This is a genomic window from Allorhodopirellula heiligendammensis (assembly GCF_007860105.1).
Lineage (GTDB): Bacteria > Planctomycetota > Planctomycetia > Pirellulales > Pirellulaceae > Rhodopirellula > Rhodopirellula heiligendammensis.
On sequence record NZ_SJPU01000002.1, the window covers coordinates 1,500,311 to 1,521,342 of the forward strand.

General features: G+C 57.3%; 15 protein-coding genes. 5 read left to right on the plus strand and 10 right to left on the minus strand.

What is annotated here, in order from left to right; translation table 11 throughout:
* Nucleotides 1-7 precede the first annotated feature (7 nt).
* The 3 genes from Poly21_RS15955 to Poly21_RS15965 all read right to left on the minus strand — a co-directional run bounded on the left by Poly21_RS15955 (nucleotide 8) and on the right by Poly21_RS15965 (nucleotide 3,155).
* Nucleotides 8-1,039, minus strand: coding sequence for a PDZ domain-containing protein (locus Poly21_RS15955; RefSeq protein WP_302119164.1), 1,032 nt, complete (start codon nucleotides 1,037-1,039; stop codon nucleotides 8-10).
* Nucleotides 1,040-1,130: 91 nt separating this feature from the next.
* Complete coding sequence (locus tag Poly21_RS15960) at nucleotides 1,131-1,754, minus strand: tellurite resistance TerB family protein (RefSeq protein WP_146407920.1); 624 nt, start codon at nucleotides 1,752-1,754, stop codon at nucleotides 1,131-1,133.
* 327 nt (nucleotides 1,755-2,081) lie between these two features.
* Nucleotides 2,082-3,155, minus strand: coding sequence for a transporter substrate-binding domain-containing protein (locus Poly21_RS15965; protein WP_302119166.1), 1,074 nt, complete (start codon nucleotides 3,153-3,155; stop codon nucleotides 2,082-2,084).
* 211 nt (nucleotides 3,156-3,366) lie between these two features.
* On the opposite strand from Poly21_RS15965, the gene pheA reads away from it, so the two are divergent.
* The 3 genes from pheA (at nucleotide 3,367) to lpdA (ending at nucleotide 7,023) form a co-directional block, all read left to right on the plus strand.
* A complete protein-coding gene (gene pheA, locus Poly21_RS15970; RefSeq protein ID WP_146407922.1) occupies nucleotides 3,367-4,425 on the plus strand; it encodes a prephenate dehydratase in 1,059 nt (352 codons plus the stop codon).
* Between the two features lie 278 nt (nucleotides 4,426-4,703).
* Nucleotides 4,704-5,312 (plus strand): 30S ribosomal protein S4, encoded by a 609-nt coding sequence (gene rpsD, locus Poly21_RS15975; protein WP_146407923.1) that lies wholly within the window; start codon nucleotides 4,704-4,706, stop codon nucleotides 5,310-5,312.
* A gap of 274 nt (nucleotides 5,313-5,586) precedes the next feature.
* Nucleotides 5,587-7,023 carry a dihydrolipoyl dehydrogenase gene (gene lpdA, locus Poly21_RS15980; protein ID WP_146407924.1) on the plus strand — a complete coding sequence of 479 codons (1,437 nt, stop codon included), beginning with the start codon at nucleotides 5,587-5,589 and terminating at the stop codon, nucleotides 7,021-7,023.
* A 123-nt stretch (nucleotides 7,024-7,146) separates the two neighbouring features.
* Here the strand turns inward: lpdA and Poly21_RS15985 are convergent, their stop codons facing one another.
* Both Poly21_RS15985 and Poly21_RS15990 read right to left on the minus strand, forming a co-directional pair.
* Nucleotides 7,147-8,922: a glycoside hydrolase family 71/99 protein gene (locus tag Poly21_RS15985; protein ID WP_302119168.1), complete on the minus strand. Its 1,776-nt coding sequence runs from the start codon at nucleotides 8,920-8,922 to the stop codon at nucleotides 7,147-7,149.
* A 226-nt stretch (nucleotides 8,923-9,148) separates the two neighbouring features.
* On the minus strand, nucleotides 9,149-10,933 hold the full coding sequence (locus Poly21_RS15990; RefSeq protein ID WP_146407926.1) for an ATP-binding protein: 1,785 nt from the start codon (nucleotides 10,931-10,933) through the stop codon (nucleotides 9,149-9,151).
* A gap of 177 nt (nucleotides 10,934-11,110) precedes the next feature.
* Between Poly21_RS15990 and Poly21_RS15995 the strand changes: the two genes are divergently transcribed.
* Nucleotides 11,111-12,166 carry a tetratricopeptide repeat protein gene (locus Poly21_RS15995; RefSeq protein WP_302119170.1) on the plus strand — a complete coding sequence of 352 codons (1,056 nt, stop codon included), beginning with the start codon at nucleotides 11,111-11,113 and terminating at the stop codon, nucleotides 12,164-12,166.
* An 82-nt stretch (nucleotides 12,167-12,248) separates the two neighbouring features.
* On the opposite strand, the gene rsmH is transcribed toward Poly21_RS15995, so the two are convergent.
* From rsmH to Poly21_RS16015, 4 genes are all read right to left on the minus strand, one after another.
* On the minus strand, nucleotides 12,249-13,214 hold the full coding sequence (rsmH, locus tag Poly21_RS16000) for a 16S rRNA (cytosine(1402)-N(4))-methyltransferase RsmH (protein WP_367302554.1): 966 nt from the start codon (nucleotides 13,212-13,214) through the stop codon (nucleotides 12,249-12,251).
* Nucleotides 13,211-14,179, minus strand: a complete 969-nt coding sequence (locus Poly21_RS16005; RefSeq protein WP_146407927.1) for a sugar phosphate isomerase/epimerase family protein — start codon at nucleotides 14,177-14,179, stop codon at nucleotides 13,211-13,213. The genes rsmH and Poly21_RS16005 overlap by 4 nt, the downstream gene beginning before the upstream one ends.
* Before the next feature lie 86 nt (nucleotides 14,180-14,265).
* The gene (locus tag Poly21_RS16010; RefSeq protein WP_302119174.1) at nucleotides 14,266-14,688 is read right to left on the minus strand and encodes an acyl-CoA thioesterase; all 423 of its coding nucleotides are present in this window, start codon (nucleotides 14,686-14,688) and stop codon (nucleotides 14,266-14,268) included.
* 171 nt (nucleotides 14,689-14,859) lie between these two features.
* Nucleotides 14,860-15,363: a hypothetical protein gene (locus Poly21_RS16015; RefSeq protein WP_146407928.1), complete on the minus strand. Its 504-nt coding sequence runs from the start codon at nucleotides 15,361-15,363 to the stop codon at nucleotides 14,860-14,862.
* A gap of 144 nt (nucleotides 15,364-15,507) precedes the next feature.
* On the opposite strand from Poly21_RS16015, the gene Poly21_RS16020 reads away from it, so the two are divergent.
* Nucleotides 15,508-19,191, plus strand: coding sequence for a bifunctional proline dehydrogenase/L-glutamate gamma-semialdehyde dehydrogenase (locus Poly21_RS16020; protein WP_146407929.1), 3,684 nt, complete (start codon nucleotides 15,508-15,510; stop codon nucleotides 19,189-19,191).
* On the opposite strand, the gene lepA is transcribed toward Poly21_RS16020, so the two are convergent.
* On the minus strand, nucleotides 19,192-20,988 hold the full coding sequence (gene lepA, locus Poly21_RS16025; protein WP_146407930.1) for a translation elongation factor 4: 1,797 nt from the start codon (nucleotides 20,986-20,988) through the stop codon (nucleotides 19,192-19,194). It lies immediately after the preceding gene.
* Nucleotides 20,989-21,032: the final 44 nt, after the last annotated feature.

Consider the following 21,032-nt stretch of genomic DNA (forward strand, 5'->3'; position numbering starts at 1 on the left):
CCCAAACTTAAAGCGTTACACGGACTGTGCGTGGCGTCTTGCCATTGTCCTTGGGGTCAACGACGATTAATTCCAAGCGGCCGCGCGATGACTGCTCCGCAGCGCTGAGATCCGCAGGGCTCTCGATTGACTCCCCATTGGCCTTAAGGATCAGCAATCCAGCTTGCAATCCGCTGCGGGACGCCGGACTGTTGGGTTGGACCTCGGTCACCTTCACCACCGCCTCGCCATTGAGAAATGCCAGTTCGGTCGTTACACCCAGGGCTTGCATTCCATCCGTACGAGTTGTTGCTCGAGGCGTCAAGCCAGATCGAACGCTGGGGGATCTCGTAGCGACCTGGACCAATACATCACGCCCGGTTCGGACATCACGAACGGTCAGCGAAAACTCTCCACGGCTATCGCGATAAGCGGTAGCTAATTGATCCTCACTCTCCAGTGCAACGCGATTGGCTTCGACCAGGATATCACCCGGTTCAATTCCCGAGTTGGCTGCGGGGCTGTTCGGCGTCACTCGGATGACTTTCAAGGCGCTTTGTTCACTGACGCTGACACGTTGTGCGGTAATGCCAATCTCGGGCGTGTTAGGTTGGGACGAGTTGCCACCGACGCTTTCGTCCCGGGGGTTTTCCTCAAACCAATCGTCTCCGCTGGCTTGCCATCGCCCGGACTGGCCCACGGCTAAATACGCGCGGATGGTTGAGTTGGGTTTTGGCATCGCGAGCTCACGACCTCGCTGGCTGATACCCGTGCGTGGATCGCTGACGTGCGCGTACACATATTGTCCCGGCGCAGGATACGAGGTCTCAACGAGTGCGTCCAAGCGGGGTACTTCCGACCGCCGGACGAGAATTTGGATGAGGTTTCCATGGGTGGACTCAAACACGTTTTCGACTCTGCCGTCAACGATCAACGCTGTTGACTGCACATTGGGAATGTCTTGGGCCAGCGTAGGGACCTGCATCAACGTGGGCCCCCATGGCAGTGCCAGGGCAGCTATCAACATGAATGGCAGACGCGGATGCAGTGGAAATGTCATGGTTTTGGACTTTTGGGCATCGAAGAGAGAAGGGGAGGAGTTCGCGTTCGGACGAGCGCTGCTACTGCAGGGCGGATGCATTCACTATCGTTCAGTACACGCTCGGCGCGCCTACACGCTGGTGAATCTGTTCGCGGACTTCTTGCGAGAGTCGCAGCGTGTCACCGAGTTCCTTCAAGTACTTCGCTTCACTTCCGGAGTCTAAGTTGATCGTCATCAGCGACAACGTGTAGACCTGCTGCTCCATTCCGACCGGCACCGACATGGCAAAACCGCGCAGGTCCTGGGGGCGATCAAATTCGTCTTGCAAGAATTGCAGCGTCTCGCGTGATGGGTTGTGCAATCGTCGCATGATGTTTTGCTGTTCACTTGGATCAATCTGTCCATCGGCTTTGGCCGCATTGATCATCGCGCGGACCAGCAGCGTGCCCTGCTCTTGATCGACCCCGGGTTGCTCGGAGTTGGGTACAGGCGTCCGCTGGGGGGATGCCTCCGCAGGCGGCGTGGATCCGGAGTGACGGTTCTTGGACACATTCAAGAGATCCTCCAGTTCCTTGGCTTGCCGTTCGATGTCGGTGTGACTCATCGAGGTCGGGCCATTGGATCGGCCTGGATTCGAGCGGCGCGGTGCGGTATCGCTCGGCGCATCGCTCGGAGTTCCTCCCCGCGGCGCCCGGCCGCCTAGCAAGCTGCCCAATATGTCGGTGATATCCATGGAATATTCTCTCCGGTGGTAACCTAAAGCGGGCTCTGATGTGGAAACTGGATGCGAAATCCATGACAAGAAAATGGATGATTAGCGCGTGACCGGGAGTCGAGCACGGCGCTCCCGAAATTGTAACGTAGCCTCAGGCACAGTGGGGAAGCAGCAAGCCGAGGGGACTTAGGAACCGCGGCAAAGCAGAAGCCCTTGTCTTCCCAATCGACTTCCGATTCCGAGTTTTCCGATGGACTTCTGTGGGAGACTCACGTCCTGGGTGTAGACGCTGGTCGTCCTCCATGGTTCAGAACGATTTGCGTTTCGAGTGACTTCTGCTTGTTGTTAACGGCCCATGTGGCGATGCTCGGTGTTTTTCCACTGGGGTGCGGAAATGATTCGCAACAACGAAATATTGATCGGTTTGCGTAGTTCGCTTCCTGGTGGCATTGCGATGGCATGCGACTCCTCTTGAAACAGCACGGGCAATACTTCCGCGAGACCCGAAAAACGGTCATGGATCTCATATCGCATGGTAGGATAATCGTAGACCACGGCATCGATGTCATGATGGATGAGTGCATGGAGTGCTGCCTGTGCGGTCGGGAATACTTGGAATCCGTATCCATGCATTCGCAAATAAGATTCGCCCTCAGAGTGCAGTACGGTGCCTGTCCGTACCCTCGAGAGGTCCGCGGGTGAGTGGATGGGCGAATCGAGTTGCAGCACAGTCATCTGGGCCGCGATCGAACCGGTGACAATGGTCAAGCTGACCACACCGATCAGCATCCAGAAAACGGCCAGCACGCGTCCGGCGAGGGTGCGGGGCGTTTTGTCGCCGTAGCCCACCGTGGTCATGGTCACCACTGCCCACCAGATGCCGTGGCCCAGTCCGTCGAGAACGCCGCCGAAGTGATCGGGGTTGTGTTGCCGTTCCGCCAACCACATGAAACCACCGATGCAAACTGTGACGGTGATGAAAAATGCAAGTAGCGACAGAAACTGCCTCGCTAGCAATTGGATGAGATCCACTCCCCAATCCTGGCGATACGCTTTGCGGACCGCGATACCCAGTCCAGACGAGTAGAACGGATGCGAAAAATCGAGTACCCGCTCCCGTTCCGATGTCACGGCGGTCGCCGCTACCGCAGCATCGACGTCGCCACGTTGTGTTGCGGCGATGAGATCGCCCGGTTCCATCTCTAGGAACTCAAAATCCCAGTTGTTGTCGCTGGCAATCTCACGCCACAATTCCACGCTGACCCCATCCCAGGATCCGTCGGCCAGTTTCATTGCAAACGGAGGGGCGTGCTGAGTACCGATGACCAGGATTGGGGGCTCACTCTGGTTCGATTGCGCGAAGGCAGGAATTACGCAGACCAGCAGGTGAACACAGATTCCTAGTAACAGTCGAGTCATTGGCAGTTTTCTTCCAGGAGATCCACACCGGGGGATGATTGATTGTGCACGTTTTATCGCGAGCGGGATTATTAGAGAGTAGCCGGTGGTCGAACGCAGCGAATCCCACCGGTATGCTAGCTTGAACAACTCACTGTCAATTCTCTGGGAACCTGTTGCTGCTCGCATCGATAGGCAGGGGATCCGCCCGCTCGTCTCCGTTTAATTCGCTATGTCTGACTCCACTTCTCTACCCCAGATCGACCAAGAAATCCTCGCACTGATCGATCGTCGCCAACAGTTGGTAGCGACGCAGTTGGGTGGGGAAGATCGGTCCGGAGGGCTGCCAGCGGCGCTGGCGGATGCGGAAAAGGTGGCCGAAAAGATCAGTTTAACTGCCCAAACTGGGGTCTCCGTGAATGCGCGGCGGTCGATTTTACGCCACATCGTTTCGGCTTGTTACCAAGCATCCAAGCCGGAATTGGTCGCGTTTCTCGGTCCTGTTGATAGTTACAGCCACTTGGCCGCGCTGGAGTACTTTGGTGGCGGGACCGATTTGTCGCCTGTTTCGTCGATCGGTGCTGTGTTCGATGCCGTCAGCCGGGGCGATTGTGGGCATGGAATTGTGCCGATCGAGAACAGCACTGATGGCCGAATCGTTGACACGCTCGGTCGTCTGGCGCAGGGACACGTCAACATTACCGGTGAACTGCTGCTCGCGATTCACCACAATCTGCTTTCTCTCAGTCCGCGTGAGGAGATCAGGCAGGTCCACAGCAAGCCGCAAGCTTTGTCGCAGTGCCGGGGCTGGTTGGCTGACCATTTGCCCGGTGTGGAACTGGTGGAAACCGCGTCGACGGCTGCGGCTGCCGAGGCGGCCGCGGCCACACCCGGCATTGCGGCGGTAGCAAGTTTGGCGGCGGCAACTCGGTATGGACTCGGGGTGGTTCAAGCCTCCATCGAGGACAATCGTCACAATGTCACCCGCTTTGCCGTGCTTGGGTCGGGGGCGCCCGAACCGACGGGGGACGACAAAACGACACTGTTGTTTGAGGTGCAGCACCGCCCAGGGGCCCTAGCCGATGTGATGGGAATCGTTCGCGACCATGGATTGAATTTGACATGGATTGAGTCATTTCCGCAGCCGGGACGACCGAATGAATATTTTTTCATCGTCGAATTTCCCGGCCACCAAGCCGAACGAGCAGTCGCCGGCGTGATCGCGACACTGCGGCAGCAAACCCAGCACCTCGCCGTACTGGGTAGCTACCCACAGGGGCGAAAGGTGTAGCTGCCAGCGAATGGCTGGATGAGCTCGTTTGATTTCGCCGGAGCGTGAAGTCGACGCTCGGGCGGGGATGGGCAAGTGGAATTCCATGTCTTTGTTGTTTTGCGATTGCGAAAGTCCGCCCTTTCCCCTTGATAATTCTGCGCCGGCCATTCACAATCCCCGCTCGAATTTTCACAAAAGTTCGTTTTTCCTGAATTCAGGCGAGACCGTCTGGGGCTGATTGTCGATCCCCACCACGCCGATCTCGCCGTCCCACCCCCGAATCGAGAACGAAATAGATGGGTCATTACACAGGTCCGAAAGCCCGCATTAACCGTCGTTTGGGCACGATGCTCTACGAAACATCCGGTGCCGCCCGCGCCCTCGATCGGCGAAATACGCCTCCCGGGATGCACGTCCGCGGCCGCCGACCGAGCGTCTACGGCTTGGCGTTGATGGAAAAGCAAAAGATCAAGCACTATTATGGGTTGGGCGAACGTCAGCTACGCCGTTACTTCGATAACGTAGGCCGCAAATCTGGCAACACCGGTGAGTTGTTGCTGCTGATGTGCGAGAGCCGCTTGGACAACGTCGTCCGCCGTGTCGGCTTCACCAAGACTCGCCCGCAAGCCCGCCAGGGCATCGTTCACGGTCACTTCTGCGTCAACGGTATCAAGGTCACCAAGCCCGGTTACCTGCTGCGATCCGGTGACATCATCGAAGTCCGCGGTCGTGAAAACCTCAAAAACCTGTATCGCGGCGTGATCGCCAACTCCCCGCCAGACGGTCTGGATTGGGTGTCCTTTGACAGCGAAGGCCTGCGAGCGACCGTGTTGAGCTTGCCGAGTGCGGTCGACATCAGTTTGCCCGTCGATGCTAATAGCGTCGTCGAATTCTTGTCTCGCTAAAGTAGCGACGACGCTTCGGATTCAAGTCGCCACGCTCAACCGGGCGTGGCCTGCGGGGCTCGTATTTCGCCGTAACCCATTTTTCTGATTGGCCGGTTCCCGCCGGCCGCTCGAACCAGGTCGATGGCCGGTGGGAGCCGGCCCTACGGTAGCTCGCCATCTCGAAAACCAAGGTGCGACGGAATACGATCGCTTCATGCAATTCATCTGCCGCCCTCTGGGCTGAGAAGCCTACGTTCCTTCACTTCTCTTTCTCGCAACCTGTTTTCACATCATGCACAGTCCCGTTGTTGTTCTCGGTGGTGGTCCCGGTGGTTATGCGGCCGCTTTTCTTGCAGCTGACGAAGGTCTCGATGTCACCATTGTCGAAGCTGAATCCCGCTTGGGTGGCACGTGTCTGCTGCGTGGCTGTATTCCCAGCAAGGCTCTGTTGCACCTGGCCAAGGTGATTCATGAAGTCGAAGAGTTGAAAGCGGATTGGGGTGTGGAGTATGCGGGCGAACCATCGATCAACGTCGATGCCGTGCGTGGCCGCAAGGAAAAGGTGATCTCGAACCTCACCGGTGGGTTGGCTCAGATCGCCAAGCGACGGAATGTGACTGTCATTCAGGCGCGGGGCTCATTCGTCAGTTCGGGCGAGCTCAAGCTCGAAGGTGACCATGAATCGATTCCCGAAGGCGGTTCGATCACGTTCGATCACTGCATTTTGGCCACTGGCAGCGTGCCTGCCATGCCCCCCAGTTTTGACATTGGCAGCGACCGGGTCATGGACAGTACCGGCGCGTTGGCTCTTCAGGACATCCCTGAATCATTGCTCGTAATCGGTGGCGGTTACATCGGGCTGGAGATGGGGACGGTCTACGCGAGTCTCGGCTCAAAGGTGACGGTTGTTGAGTTGGCCGAAGGGTTGCTGCCGGGAGCGGACCGCGACCTGGTGAAACCGCTCGCAAAACGCGTGGATGCCATGTGTGAAGGCCGAGTTTATCTCAACACCAAGGTCGGTTCGATCAGCGAAGTCGATAACCAGGTCGAAGTGACTTTCGAAGGGCCGAACAAGTTCGGTCATGAGCGTTTTGATCGCGTGCTGGTCAGCGTGGGGCGTCGTCCGGTCACCCGCGGTCTGGGATTGGAAAACACCCAGGTCGTCGTCAATGAACGCGGCTTCGTGGTGTGCAACTCGCAACAACGCACTGCCGATCCCAAGATCTTCGCCATTGGCGACGTCGCTGGCGATCCCATGCTCGCCCACAAAGCCACCCACGAAGGGCGTGTCGCTGCCGAAGTAATCGCCGGTAAAGCAGCTGAATTCGATAAGAGAGCGATTCCCGCAGTTGTGTTCACCGATCCGGAAATTGCTTGGGCAGGGCTAACCGAAGAGGAAGCCAAACGCGACGGTCGTGAGGTCAGCGTGGCTGTATATCCATGGGTCGCTAGCGGGCGTGCCCAGGCCCTCAATATTACTGATGGCTTGACTAAGTGGCTGATTGATCCCGAAACCAACCGAGTGCTCGGATGCGGCATCGTCGGTAGCGGCGCGGGCGAATTGATTGCTGAGGCTGTATTGGCAATTGAGATGGGGTGCGAGGTCTCAGATATCGCGGAGACGGTCCACGCGCACCCCACGCTCGGCGAAACACTGATGAATGCAGGCGAAATTTACTTCGGCACGGCAACCGAGATCTACAAGCCGAAGAAAAAAGCGAAAGCGTAAGAAGGTCGCAGCTGGGGACCCTGTTCCCTCACGTATCGCCGCGCAAGGGGTCGTCGCCGGGCGGGGGATCGTCGCCGGGCGAAGGATCGTCGCCGGGCGATAATCCCTCGCACTGAACCCGGCCTACCGCAACTGATATCGGTACTGAAATCGGCCGCCCGGAGCCGCGTCGCCGTTGGTGTACGTGTCCATGATGTCGCCGGGCGATTGCGAGTTGTCGATCCATTTGAAGCCAATCGATGCACCGGATTCGGTGTGCTCGAAATAAGGGTTCAAAACACTCTTGGAAATCGCGACGTGCATATGGTGGCCGTCCACACGAAAGCGGGCGCTGCCAGCCGGCTGCCAATTCCAATCGCCAGTCGATGATGTCACAGTATCGCCGCGAATCAGTAATTCGAATCCTTCCCAGTGCGAGGCTGTGGCTTTGGATTCAACACGCGGTGTAGCCACGTCGAGCAGTAACCACATCCAATTGGGGTCATGGGAATCTGTGATTGGCTCGCGGGTTCGCATGTAAAAGTAGAGGTTTTCCGCGTCCTCAGTGACCTTGGCGATATGAAAATCGTTGCGTCCGGAAGTCACGCGATAGTGATGCTGGCCGCAGCCAGGAAAATCGCGAGGCAGTGTATCGCAGAGATGATCAACGTAGACGGATTCAACGTCGTCCCACTGGCTCATCGGCCCCTCGATCTCGATTGTTTTTCCTTGCCGATTCGCGCTGGGCCCGGTTTCACGTTCGGGTGTCATGCCCTTGAAACGACGAATGTTCGCAGTAAGCTGCATGTAGTAATTATCGCCGTAGCCGCCTTTCATCATCTCGACATCTCGACTGGCCTCGAGATCAAATTGGTCGCAGAAGACGGGTGGTCCGGACGCTCCCGTGTTGAGCTGCATGGCAATCCATTCGTTCCAGCCGGTCACGAAGGTGACCTCGGGATCGAGCTCGAGTGCTCCCTGCCATTGTTCCTCAAAATTCAGTCCGTACTGAAACGCATTGGGACGCGGGTCAACGGAGCCCCGGTGAAAGCTCCGGCCACGCGCCCGACCTGTGCTCATCATCTCTACCCGACCCGTTTTCTGATCGAGATTCTGGCCGACCGATACGCTGACCTGCTCCGGACGGGTAGGGTCTTGGTCGTACGAGTGCACCTGGGGATAGATCGCTTCCCAATGCCACGCGTTATGTGTGTTGACGAGCTCGAATGGCCAGTGGGCTTTTCGCAGCGTGAAGAATTCAGCCACCTCCTGTGACGCCTTCGCAGGATCACAGATCAGCAACGGCTTGCCCTTCCATGCGAAGAAAAAGTCAGCGTGTTCTCCGGATTCGTAAAAGGCTTCGTAGATCCGCTGAGCCGTCCGCTCAGCGTGCGAGTTGACCATAAACGTTAGCTGCGGAGTGTGCTCACCTGCAGCATGCTTATCTGCCAGGATCCGCAGCATCTCGGTGATCACATTTTCATAAAACAGTCCGTTGGTCGCGTCGATCACTAAAAAGTCAACGCCTGCATCGGACAGCAGGTCAGCGTGCCGGCGAAGAATCCATGGATCGTCGCTGCGGTAGTAGCCGAACAGCGGTTCGCCCCAAAAGTGAAAGGCGTTCTTCTTGCCCCATGGTGGTGAGGCATTGGTCGTCATTGCGTCCGGGTGGTTCTGGAGGATCAGCGAGTTGTCATAGGCTGCGATATTTTGCATCCAGGCAAAATAGAAGATGCCAACATATCTATCGCTTTGAAACGGCCGCACGTCGGCCGGGCTCGGCATTGCCCGGCCTAAGGCATCGCGGCCGAATAACGCCGGTGGTGCGGTGCTCTGACCAGGAGCCGCCGCCGCAGCGACGAGGGTGGCAGCTGCGACGATAGACAAACGCGACAATATGCGGAGAGATGGGGCGGGCATTTCAGGCGGGAGATGGGAGGCAGGCGGTGGGGAGATTGGAGGTGGGCCATCCATTCTACCGTTTGCGGTGCATCGCGATACCGGATTTGCCGGTGCGAACCTTGCGCCGGCCAGAGGACGCCGGTCGGCGCCTTTCCTTGTAAAATGCACGCAGCCCACCAACCGCTGAGTTGATGACCGAGACCCCAGGAAACGGATCGGTCTCAGGCGGGGAAAAGGTTCTATCCTACGTTTGCGTGTCGTGGATGCTCTGCTCGTTAACATCGGTGGTAACGTTCGGCAGGACCATCCGGAAGCACGCTCCCCCTTGCGGGGTGTTGGAAACTTCCACGCTACCTCCGTGCTCCTGCATGATCTTGGCGGTGACGGGCAGCCCGAGTCCGGTACCGCGAGCACCTTTCTTCGATTCAAAGAGCGAAAAAATCTGCTCGCGTTCATCTTCGGGGACCCCATCGCCATCGTCTTCGACGTCGATGATCCAGCCGATCGCGGGGTCGAAGCGGCTGGCGACGCGAACGATTGACGCAGCAGCGTCAATCGCATTGGTGATCAGGTTCAAGAGTGCTCGATGAATGGCGTCGGGATCGAAACTCGCCATCGGGAGGTGTTCGTCCAATTGGAAACGTAACTCGGTCGCCGCATCGTTAGCGCGACCCTGCATCAAATCCAGCACGTCGCGAATGGTGTCATTCAGGTCTGCTTCGACTCGCTGTGGTTCTCGCTCTTTTGAGAACGTGAGCATATCGAGTACGAGGTTGCTGATCCGTTCTTGATTACGGTCAACGATGGCCCAACCCCGGCGGATGGTCTCGGTCTCGTTTTTCGCTAATCCCGATTCGATTAGATAGCTGCCCCCTCGCACGCCTTGCAGGATATTTTTGATGTGATGGGAGAGCGTCGCAATCGTTTGGCCCATTGCGGCAAGGCGTTCACCCTGCAGGAGCGCTGAGTAGTAAAAGGTGTCCTCGATTGCCAATGCCGCTTGATGCCCGATCGCTGTGATCAACTTGAGGTGCTCATCGTGAAAGCGCGTGGCCCCTTTCTTTTTGATCCATTCACCTGGCGGCGTGTAAGTATCGACGTAAAGCGCGCCGACGACGTCATAGCGTCCTTGGAGCGGCACGCACAGAGCTTCGCGAACGCCGCCCTGCACGATGGACGCAGCACTTTCAAATCGTTCGTCGTCGACCGCATCGCTCGTCCGCACCCCTTCTTTGTGCTGCATGACATAGTCGAGAATCGTGTGACTGATCGTGATGCGGCCGGGTGGCTTGGACCGGGTTTGCAGATTCGTTGGCGCAGACCCGCTGTGATCGCGGTCGCAACGGGCAGCAGGGGTCATGCGTTTAGTCTCGGGATCACGCAGCATCACACAGCCGCGATCGGCTTCCACCCAGTCAAAGATTAGCTTCAGCACGCGATCGAGAACTTCATTGAGGTCGTCGGTCCGGCCGACGGCCAAGGCGGTCAGGTACATCACCTCGAGCGACTGGTCAGTGTCGAGGAAATGTCCTGGCGCTGTGGCGACGGGCTCCTGCTGCGGGGACTCGGGGCGACTGGGGTGTCGCTCAGCTAATTCGCTGGACGTCGATCCGGAAGCTCCCGGGGTGCGGGAGAAGCGGTCACGCGAGAACGACGATACAATGCGACTGGCATCGCCGCCTTGGACCTGCCGGACGATGTCCACACCGTGGGCGGCGCCCATCGCCGCAGCGTTACCGGTGCCGGTGAAAATTAATAGCGTGCCCCCAATCTCAATCCGGTCGCCGCTGACGAGGTCCTGCCGCGAGATCCTGTCACCGTTGACGTGTGTGCCATTACTGCTGCCCAGATCGATCAACTCGTAGCGGCCGGTGGCAAAATCACAGCGGACCTCGGCATGGCCCCGAGATGCCTCGTTGTCAAGCAGTTGGATATCGTTGGTCGAATCGCGACCCAACCGTTGGACCGGTGCCGCGAGCGGGAAGTGCTTACCCTGGTCGCGCCCTCGAATAACGAACAGCGAGGCCATGACGGAGTGGTTCCTGGGGAGTTTAGCGAATCTGGGCAGGTATGAGCGAAAAGTGGCAGACTCTTTTCGGATAGGCACACAAGATAGCTTGTCAGCAAGCCCAATGTTTGACTACCGTCGGACTTTTCTTGATTTGCCGAATTTGAGCTCTTGCCAGCGTTTTTGTGTGTTCTCGCTATGTTTTCCTCCTCTCAATTCCGACTTGGCTGTCGAGAAAAACAGAGTGAGGTTATGGGGAGACTAGTCGCTGCAGCAATCTTTTTAGCACTGCTCTCCCCCTTGTTGGGATGCCGGTCTGTAGCCCCCGTTCATCTGTGGCAGTCGCCTCAGCTCGGTTCTGTAGGCGGCGAAAAACTCGTCTTGATGGAGATTGCTGGCCCCGTGGACACCGCAGAGGGGATCCGCGATGCACTCGTGGCACAGACGAGCGCAGATGTGCCTAGCCGCTCAACGTTGGCAGGTGCGCCGATCACGCTACTGTTGCCCGATCAGTTACAGCCGCCTTCGAATATTGAGCTAGTTTCGAATGTGGAGCGTGCACCGAGCGATCTGGCGGTTGCGGCAGTCGCCCGACGATCGGGCGTGCGATATTTGCTTCGCGGGGAAATTATGCATGCTACCGGCAAGCCCTACTCCGACGAACGCTTGAGTGTCGTGTGGCGACTGGTCGGCCTCGACTCCCATACTGGTACGGGGGCGACGCCAGTTTCCATCGACCAGTCGACGATCGAGCAGCGTTATCCGGATCTGATGGCAGTGCCCGATCCAACTGAGCGGTTGCATCAGGCGATGGCGCGGCACACCCTGGGTTTGGTGCGTGAATCGGTCGTTCGTCAGAACGTCGACCTGGCATGTTCGTACATCTCGCTAGGGAGTGCCGATGTGCGTCGCGGCATCGCCCTAGCGAAACTCGGCAACTGGCCTGCCGCCGAAGAAATCTGGGTAGCCACCCTTGAACGATATCCCTTTCAAACCGCGGCCTGGATTAACTCGGCGGTTGCCGCGGCTGCCCGTCAGGATTTTGAACAGGCCAAGCAGAGGGTCACTCGCGCGATCCAGCTTTCCATCCTTCTGCCGGTGCACCGCAACCTGGCCGAAGAGACGCTCGTGTGGTTGGAACTACAACAACGCGACTACGTCAAATCGTTTGATCTACCCGATCCACCCGGCGGTTGGCGAGTGACACATTTGAGCGACGAGGATTCCATGCGGAGCGTCCTCGGCCAGCGGTAGCAGTTCGGTCAGCCATGGGTATCCCGACCGGCCTCAGGATCGTGGGCGTGCAGGGCGGATGCGCAGGGCGGTCGGAGTTCTATCATGGGGCAGCGTTCACTATCGAGTCAGGTTTTCGCTCAGCAACGCGTAATTTGGCACTGCGGCTGCGGGGATTGTCTCGAGTCTCTTGCTCAGTTGGCCGCAGCGGCTTTTTGGTCAGAATGGTCCAACGTTCGTCATCGCGGAACGCATTCTTGACGATCCGGTCCTCGAGTGAGTGAAAGCTGATCGCGGCCACGCGGCCGCCCGGAGCGATCCAGTCTGCGGCCGACATGAGTGTCCGCTGCAGAATGCCGAGTTCATCATTGACAGCGATTCGCAGCGCCTGAAACGTCCGGGTCGCCGGATGGATGTCGTGGTTCTTGCCACGTGGCACGCACCGGCGGCAAATCTCGACAAGGTCTCCGACGGTGCGAACGGGAGACCGATCTTTGGCACGCAAAATAATCATTTTCGCAATTCGACGACTGTATCGCTCTTCGCCAAATTGATAGATCGCGTCGGCGATCTGTCGCTCGCTGTGATAGGCCAGCCACTCGTAGGCTGGTATATCGGACTCGGGATCAAATCGCAGGTCGAGTTCCGCTTCTTCCAACGTGAAGCTGAACCCTCGAGCACGGTCGGCGAGTTGGTCGCTCGATAAACCGAGGTCCAGCACAAAACCGTCAGCGTGGGAACGCCCGCAATGCTCGAGCGCTGCAGGCGATTTTTCGTAGCTGCCCAGAAACAGTTCAATCCGCGGATCGCTGCCTGGGCCGCCGGCAACATCGTCGCGAGCAATGACCGCAGGGTCGCGGTCCATACCGATAATCAGCGGTGACAGACCGGAGACACCTCCATGCTCTTGCTGCGAGGAGCATTCTGCTTTCGGCAACACATCGAGAAGCAGATGGGTGTGGCCACCGCCACCATAAGTGCCGTCGACGATCGTGCGTGGATGGGTCTCGCCAATCCAGTGTACGATTTCGTCCGGCATGACGGAGACGTGCTCGGTAGGATCGCTCACGCGGGTTGCTTTACCTCGGCGGAGACTTCTGCGAATGTTTTGCTGCAGTGGAGAGCCGTTTCCATTTGGCCGGCGATTTTGGCGAGTTTTTGCTCGTCACCCCCGCCCACTTCCGCAGCGAGCCAACCTTGGAATCCGATTTTCACGAGTGCCTGACGGACTGAATCCCAGTCAATGTCTCCCTCGGTGATGTCGGTAAAGCTGCCTGTGGCACGTGAAAAACCCTTGATATCCAGTTTTTGAATATGGCTACCAAGTGTCTCGACCCACTCGGCAACATCGCCATACTTCCAGTGATTGCCTAAATCGAATTGAACACCAACTGTGTCGGTGCCGAAGGAGGCGATGAAATCGGCCAGCGGCTGAGCGGACTGGTTCTCGTCGCCACCATGGTCGTAAAGAAAGTGATTCCAGACGTTCTCGATGACGATATGAACGCCGAGTTTATCTGCCAGCGGGATGGCCTTGGAGATGGCGTCAAACGCACGTGAACGAACCTCTTCAGCGGTTCCATCCTTCCCATGACCGGGAACCAGCAGCATCGTTTTCGCCCCCAGTGCAGCGGTTTGTTCTAAGGACTGATGCAGCAGTTCTTGTGCTTTCTCACGTGTTTGGGGATCGGGGTTCGTATGGGTTACCGACCAGTGGTAGCCGCCCACTGTGCCGTCAATGATCAAGCCTGTCTTTTCAGCGGCGGCGCGAAGTGCAGCCACATCCAGATTGCCCGTATTGGGTTCGACGCCCACAAACCCAGCATCCAGAGCGGCCTGGAACCGCTCTTCCCAGGATCCTTTGACGCCGATCATCCCGGCTTTGAGCGTCTTCTTCAGCCAGGGAGTCGAGCTACTCGTATTGGAGCTTTCGTCTGCCTCAGCGCGAGGGCCGCTCAGACATGCACCGGCCGCCATCGACGCAAACGCTAAGAAACCGCGGCGGGAATTCGTGAAGTCTGACGGAGCATGCATCGTTAAAACCTAGGTGTGAAATATGAATTGCGATCCAGAGCACGTCATTGTAGCAACGCGTCTCCAACATGCACCCACCGACATGGCTATTGAATCAATGCATCGGGGACGCGTTGCAAACGACCGTCGCGGTCAATCACGGCGAGCGTGACGGTGGCTTGGACCAGCAGCGTGTTGTCGCGATGGATTTCGTACTCGTGAACGATTTTGGCAGCCGTCACGTCCACGATTCGAGTGGTCAACTGAATCTCGTCGTCGTATCGTGCCGGTAGCTTGTAGCGGCAGTCCACGCGTGCGACCACCACATACCATCCCGCCGCTTCGATGTCGCGATACCGGCCGCCAGAGGAGCGGAAGAATTCCGTACGACCGATTTCGAAATAGGTCAGGTAATTCGAATGATGAACAAACCCACCGGGGTCACATTCGTCGTATCGAACTCGTAGAGTGATTGTTTGTTGTTTCACGTCGAGGCGGGCGATGTTGACGACGGCGGGTAATTGGACCAAGACACTCGGTTCGCAGCATAACGCTGCCACCGTCGCAGGACGGTGGCTATCGGCGACTCGATGCGTTTTACGATATCTCGGTGCAATTTACGATACCGCTGTCAATTTACGATATCGCTATCAATTTACGATATCGCTGTCGAGCGGATTCAGCGTGAGGAAATTGTTGCCTCAGCCGGTGTACCACTTCCCACCTTGCTGTTCGACCAGGTTCTTCAAGGCGGTCAATTCGGGCTCACGTTGTTGGATGAGTAACCAGCTCACCTTGCCATCCACGCCGGATTCAAACGCGCGCTGTTTGATGGTTTGGACGCAATCGAACGACGGCGAGTCAGCAAAAGATTGGTGCTCGGGGACGGCGAGAACCAAATTGTGATGTTCCCGGAAGACAGGGTCATTCAAAAAAAGATCGCTCGTCTCGTGAATCCGGTCAACATCGACCGTTTCGCAGTCGATGGCAATGATACAGCGATCGGGATGATCGAGGGTGCGAAAAAGTCGGCGCCGCATGTGAGCGGTTTCCTCCTCCACCGTCTCTGACATCGCACCTTGCGCCGACCGCACGAGTTCGGAAGCTTTGTTAATCACCTTGTCAATTGCGTTGGCAGCATCCGATGCTGCTAGCGACCCTAATAGTGCTCCTGAATCCGATGCCGCGATAGCCGGTATACTCATCTGAGAATCTCCTGCGAGGAAAAAAATGGGATGCAAGTCCCGCTCCACTCATTTGGCACGACAATTGTAGCAAAGTTTGTGCCGAAAACGGTAATTGCCGTCACGATTACTTAGCCGCCTCTACTCTCGCCCTACGGTGACACAATCGCTTCTAACGAATTCCAGCTCCCCGGTGACGCTGATGCCGCAATTAAACTTGCTGAACAATTAATCACTGATGCCCAGGGATTGCAGACGCCCCAGGAACGTCGCCAGCAGGCCGAATTGACTCGGATGATCGGTCACGACGCTGATAAGGCAACTTTGGTGGAGATGACGGATCAAGCCTTTCGGACCAATGCACCTGCGCGTGTCGCCGACCAGCTGACCTTCTTGCTTGATATTCAAGGGATCCCGCGGTTTTTCAATCCGGTTGAGCAGGCGATGCTGCGAGGATTCCAGTCCTTTGGCGAATATCTGCCCGGGGTCGCGGTGCCGCTGGTCAAGGAAAAGATGCGGCAGGAAACGGCCAACGTGATCCTGCCCGCTGAACCTGAGTTGCTGGTGAAGCACTTACAGAAGCGTCAGCAGACTGGCGTGTCGATGAATGTCAACCTGCTAGGTGAAGCCTTGTTGGGCGAGGACGACGCTCGGGCACGCTTGCAAAACTACGTGCAGCTGCTGCGATTGCCCGATGTGCATTGCCTAAGCGTCAAACTAACGACGCTGTGCAGTCAAGTTTCAGCACTCGCTTACGAGCACACGATTGATGTCGTTGCTGATCGGCTCGACTCGCTGTACCGCAATGCCAATCATCACTCCCCACCCAAGTTCGTTTACCTGGATATGGAGGAGTACAAGGATCTCTATCTCACCGCAGATGTGCTTAAGCGGACGCTCGACCGCCGAGGTCTCGAGCAGACCGCTGCAGGCATCGCCCTGCAGGCCTATGTTCCGGACTCGTTTGGGGTGATGGAAGATTTGATCGCATGGTCGAAACAGCGCGTCGAGAATGGGGGGAACGCCTTGACGATCCGGCTCGTCAAAGGGGCGAACTGGGAAATGGAACGCGTCCACGCGAGCACGTCGGGATGGCCGATGGCGCCGTACGAAACCAAGGTCGATACCGACGCCAACTTTAAAAAGATGCTGCGGGCCCTCTTGAACGCGGCTGCCGCAGGCCATGCACGCGTGGGCGTGGCGTCGCATAATTTATTTGACGTCGCTCTGGCGATGAATTGGACCGACGCGCTGGGCTGTGGATCGCACGTTCAATTCGAAATGCTTGAGGGTATGGCCAACCATCAGCGTCGTGCCATCACGGCCCGCGACGTTCCGATGTTGCTCTACGCGCCGGCCTGTCGGCGCACTGAGTTTCTGAATGCTATTTGCTATCTGATTCGTCGATTGGACGAGAACACGGGACCGGAAAACTTCTTGCGACACTCTTACGCGCTGCAACCCGGTTCAGAGACATTCCAGCGGCTTGCTGCTGGATTTACCAAGTCGTTGGAGATCATCGATAGCGTCTCGACAGTGCCACGAAATCCGCAAGATCGCACTCAAGCTCCCGAGCAACCACCGGCGGCCGCGCACTGGACGCAGTTCGTCAACGAACCCGACACCGATTGGTCGAGCCCGGTCAATTCGCGGTGGATTGCCGAGTTGCTCAAGGATTGGAAAAAACGATGCAATAAGCGAGCCGTTGAAATTCAGCCGGTGCTCGCAGGTGAGACGACATCCGGCAATGACGAGACGCTGCCGATCATGAAATCCTACGATGTGTCTCGGCCGGAAAAAGTGGTTTGCCGAATCCAGCCGACCGCGCTTGAGCCGCTCATGAAATCAATCAAGCACGTCGTCGACTGGCGTGGCTGGGCGGACACACCGCTGGAGCAGCGGCACGAGATCCTCCGTGGCGTGGCGCAAAAGCTCAGAGAGCGGCGCGGTGATCTGATTGGATCGATGGTTGCCGATGCCGGCAAAACGGTCGCTCAGGCTGACCCCGAGGTGAGCGAAGCAATTGATTTTTGCGAGTTTTATCCTCTCACGATGCGTGATTGGGCCAATCGACCCGAAATCGAAGTGCAGGAGCGCGGCGTGGTGGCGGTGATTACACCGTGGAATTTCCCTATGGCGATCGCGTGTGGCGGCGTCGCTGCGGCACTGGCGGCAGGTAACTGCGTCGTGCTCAAACCGTGTAACGAAACCATGTTGCCCGCATGGCTGGTCTGTCAAGCGTTTTGGGACGCTGGCGTGCCTGTCGAAGCGTTGCAGTTTGCTCCCTGTGCCGACGAAGTCGCTGAGCAGGCCTTGGTAGTCAATCCGGATATCGATACCGTGATCCTCACCGGTGGGACCGCAACGGCCAAACGCATGCTCACGGTCCGGCCAGACTTGCATCTTCTAGCAGAAACAGGAGGCAAGAACGCAACGATCGTGACGGCCTTGGCGGACCGCGATCTGGCAATCAAACATGCGCTCCAATCTGCCTTCGGCCACAGTGGGCAAAAGTGCAGCGCCACCTCGCTGTTACTGTTAGAGAATGAACTCTTTGACGACGAAACGTTTCAGAAGATTCTTGCCGACGCGGTGCGCAGCTTGCATGCGGGATCGGCATGGGATCTCCACACCGCTGTCACGCCACTGGTCTCGCCACCCAACGACGAGCTGACTCGTGGGATGCGAGAGGTCGACGATGACGAGTATTGGTTGGTCATGCCCGAGCACGTTGACGGCAATCCGACACTGTATCGACCAGGGGTGAAATGGAACGTCAAACCAGGCAGTTTCTCGCACACCACCGAACTGTTTGGTCCCGTGCTGAGCGTGATGCGATTTGGCAGACTCGAAGAAGCGATCGAAATCGTACGTTCCACCGGTTACGGATTGACTAGCGGATTGGAGTCACTCGATGATCGTGAAATCGAAATGTGGCGAGAATCCATCCCCGCGGGCAACTTGTATATCAATCGTCCCACGACTGGCGCGATCGTGCTTCGACAACCCTTCGGAGGCGTGGGGCTGAGTGCCTACGGACCGGGGCTCAAAGCAGGTGGTCCGCACTACGTGCTTGCCCTTTCCCGGATTAGCAATGGGCAACCACTCGCAGCGCCGAAGTCATCCGGGGCTAAGGACGCCCAGGTGGAGGAGCATCCACACCTAGATCGTTTGTTGGACTGGCTGGAAAACAGCCCGCACGCGAAGAGTCTCAGCGACGCTCAGAAATCACAAGTCCGGGCTACCGCTGCCAGCGGTCGCAGGGCCATGCACAGTGATTTCGGCAAGGAACATGATACTTTTCATCTCGTCGGCCAAGATAACATCCGCCGCTATCGCCCCGCGCCAGAGCTGACGATTCGGGTAGGTCAGAACGATCCTCAGTCCAATCATCCCATCTGCGATGATGCATTGATCGCGGTGACGTCTGCGACGGCTGTCTCGGTCCAGTTCACACTGTCGATTGATCCTCAGAGTCCTGAGCCAGAGCGTGAGTTGCTCGAGTCGCTTGCTGACTGGCTGCCCGGTTTGATCTCGCCACTGGAAGAAAGCGACGAGCAGCTCGTCGACCGCATCAATCATGGACTTGTTAGCCGTCTGCGATGCGTGCGCCCGCTACCGGTCGGTCCGATTCGTAAGGTCTGCGCAGAACGCTTCGTGACGATTGTTGATGAGCCGGTGCTGCACGATGCACGCATTGAATCGCTGCGATATCTCAATGAGCAATCCATCAGCCACGACTATCACCGCTACGGCAACCTCGGCCGCCGCGCCGCAGAGCACGCCAGGAAAGTCACAGAGAATGGAAGTAGCGAAGCGGTGGCGTCCGTCGGCACGCAATCACGGTGACTACTTCTTCTCCGCTCGCAACACCGAGATGAACGCTTTCTGTGGGATGGTGACACTACCGAATTGCTTCATCTTGGCTTTGCCCTTCTTTTGCTTCTCCAGCAACTTTTTCTTGCGAGAGATGTCGCCGCCGTAGCATTTGGCGGTCACATCTTTGCGGACCGCTTGGATTGTCGAGCGAGCGATCACGGTGCCACCAATGGCACCTTGGATCGGAATTTTGAATTGGTGACGAGGGATCTCCTCGGCGAGTTGTTCGCAGTAGTGTAGTGCCCGCGCCCGTGATTTTTCGCGGTGCACGAGATAGGCAAGTGCGTCGACGGGTTCCCGATTGACGAGAATGTCGACCTTGACGATATCTGTTTTGCGGTATTCGATCGGCACGTAGTCAAACGATCCGTAGCCGCGAGTGATCATTTTGAGTTTGCCATAGAAATCGAACAGCACCTCACCCAAAGGCATTTCGCTGACCACTTCAACTCGCCCGGCCGACAGATAATTCATCGTTTGGCTCTCGCTGCGATGATCACGGCAAAGTTCCATCACTGGGCCGACATACTCCTCGGGCGTCAGAATCTGCGCCCGAATGTACGGCTCACTCGCCGCATCGATTGTCGAGGGATCAGGCCAATTGCTGGGGTTGTCGATATCGATCGTTGAGCCATCTTTCAGCTGCAGTTTGTACTTGACCGACGGAGCCGAGATCACCAATCCGATGTCAAATTCACGTTGCAGACGCTCCTGGATCACGTCGAGATGCAGGAGTCCCAGAAAACCGCAGCGAAATCCGAAACCGAGTGCTGCGGAGCTGTCTTTCTCGTACGTCAGAGCGGCGTCGTTGATCGCAAGTTTTTCGAGTGCCTTGGTAAGGTCTTGGTATTCATCAGTGCTCATCGGATAGACGGATGAGAACACGACTTGCCGCGCCGGTTGGTACCCGGGGATGGGGGTGGCGGTGGGGCGATCGGCCAGCGTGATCGTGTCGCCGATCTCGATGTCCTGAACACTTTTGACACCTGCGACGATGTAGCCGACCTCACCTGCGGTGAGCTGTTTCTTGGGGACCAGTTTGAACTGATTGTAGCCGAGCTCATCAACGCCGAAATCACGATCTGCGTGCATGAAGTGGATCGTGTCTTTGGGCTTGAGCGTCCCGTCGACGATGCGGCACTGCAGAATCACGCCGCGATACTTGTCGAAAAACGCGTCAAAAATCAAAGCCTTCAGCGGTGCGTCTGGATCGCCCTGCGGGGGAGGTAAATGAGAGACAATACCTTCAAGCACGTCCTCAATACCTTGGCCCGTTTTCGCGGAGACGGGGATCGCAATGAAAGGATCCAGCCCCAAATCCGCATCGATTTCCTCACGCACCCGTTCCACGTCTGCGGCAGGCAAGTCGATTTTGTTGATCACTGGCAGCAATTCGAGATCGTACTCCAGTGCCAGATAGAGGTTCGCGACCGTTTGTGCTTCGACCCCCTGAGAGGCGTCGACGACCATCAACGCGCCTTCGGCCGCCATCAGCGAGCGGCGGACTTCGTGTGAAAAGTCAACGTGACCGGGTGTATCGATCAGATTGAGCTGGTAGGTCTGGCCGTCCTTCGCAGCATAGCTGAGCGTGACCGTGTTGCTCTTGATCGTGATTCCTCGCTCCCGCTCGATATCCATCGAATCGAGCATTTGATCGTGGAATTCACGCTGTGTGATGCCACCGCAAGCTTGGATCAACCGATCGGCCAAGGTCGATTTGCCATGGTCGATGTGGGCAATAATGCAAAAGTTACGGGTAAGTTTCATACGTTGGGGTGGGGGGGAAAGAGCGCGATCGAGGCCATGGTTTC

Excerpts from the sequence above, each read along its gene's own strand:
- pheA (WP_146407922.1), top strand. The coding sequence starts at position 3,367 with ATGTCTGACTCCACTTCTCTACCCCAGATCGACCAAGAAATCCTCGCA.
- Poly21_RS16015 (WP_146407928.1), bottom strand. The coding sequence starts at position 15,363 with ATGAGTATACCGGCTATCGCGGCATCGGATTCAGGAGCACTATTAGGG.
- rpsD (WP_146407923.1), top strand. The coding sequence starts at position 4,704 with ATGGGTCATTACACAGGTCCGAAAGCCCGCATTAACCGTCGTTTGGGC.
- Poly21_RS15985 (WP_302119168.1), bottom strand. The coding sequence starts at position 8,922 with ATGCCCGCCCCATCTCTCCGCATATTGTCGCGTTTGTCTATCGTCGCA.
- Poly21_RS15965 (WP_302119166.1), bottom strand. The coding sequence starts at position 3,155 with ATGACTCGACTGTTACTAGGAATCTGTGTTCACCTGCTGGTCTGCGTA.
- lpdA (WP_146407924.1), top strand. The coding sequence starts at position 5,587 with ATGCACAGTCCCGTTGTTGTTCTCGGTGGTGGTCCCGGTGGTTATGCG.
- lepA (WP_146407930.1), bottom strand. The coding sequence starts at position 20,988 with ATGAAACTTACCCGTAACTTTTGCATTATTGCCCACATCGACCATGGC.
- Poly21_RS15960 (WP_146407920.1), bottom strand. The coding sequence starts at position 1,754 with ATGGATATCACCGACATATTGGGCAGCTTGCTAGGCGGCCGGGCGCCG.
- Poly21_RS15990 (WP_146407926.1), bottom strand. The coding sequence starts at position 10,933 with ATGGCCTCGCTGTTCGTTATTCGAGGGCGCGACCAGGGTAAGCACTTC.
- Poly21_RS15995 (WP_302119170.1), top strand. The coding sequence starts at position 11,111 with ATGTTTTCCTCCTCTCAATTCCGACTTGGCTGTCGAGAAAAACAGAGT.
- Poly21_RS15955 (WP_302119164.1), bottom strand. The coding sequence starts at position 1,039 with ATGACATTTCCACTGCATCCGCGTCTGCCATTCATGTTGATAGCTGCC.
- Poly21_RS16005 (WP_146407927.1), bottom strand. The coding sequence starts at position 14,179 with ATGCATGCTCCGTCAGACTTCACGAATTCCCGCCGCGGTTTCTTAGCG.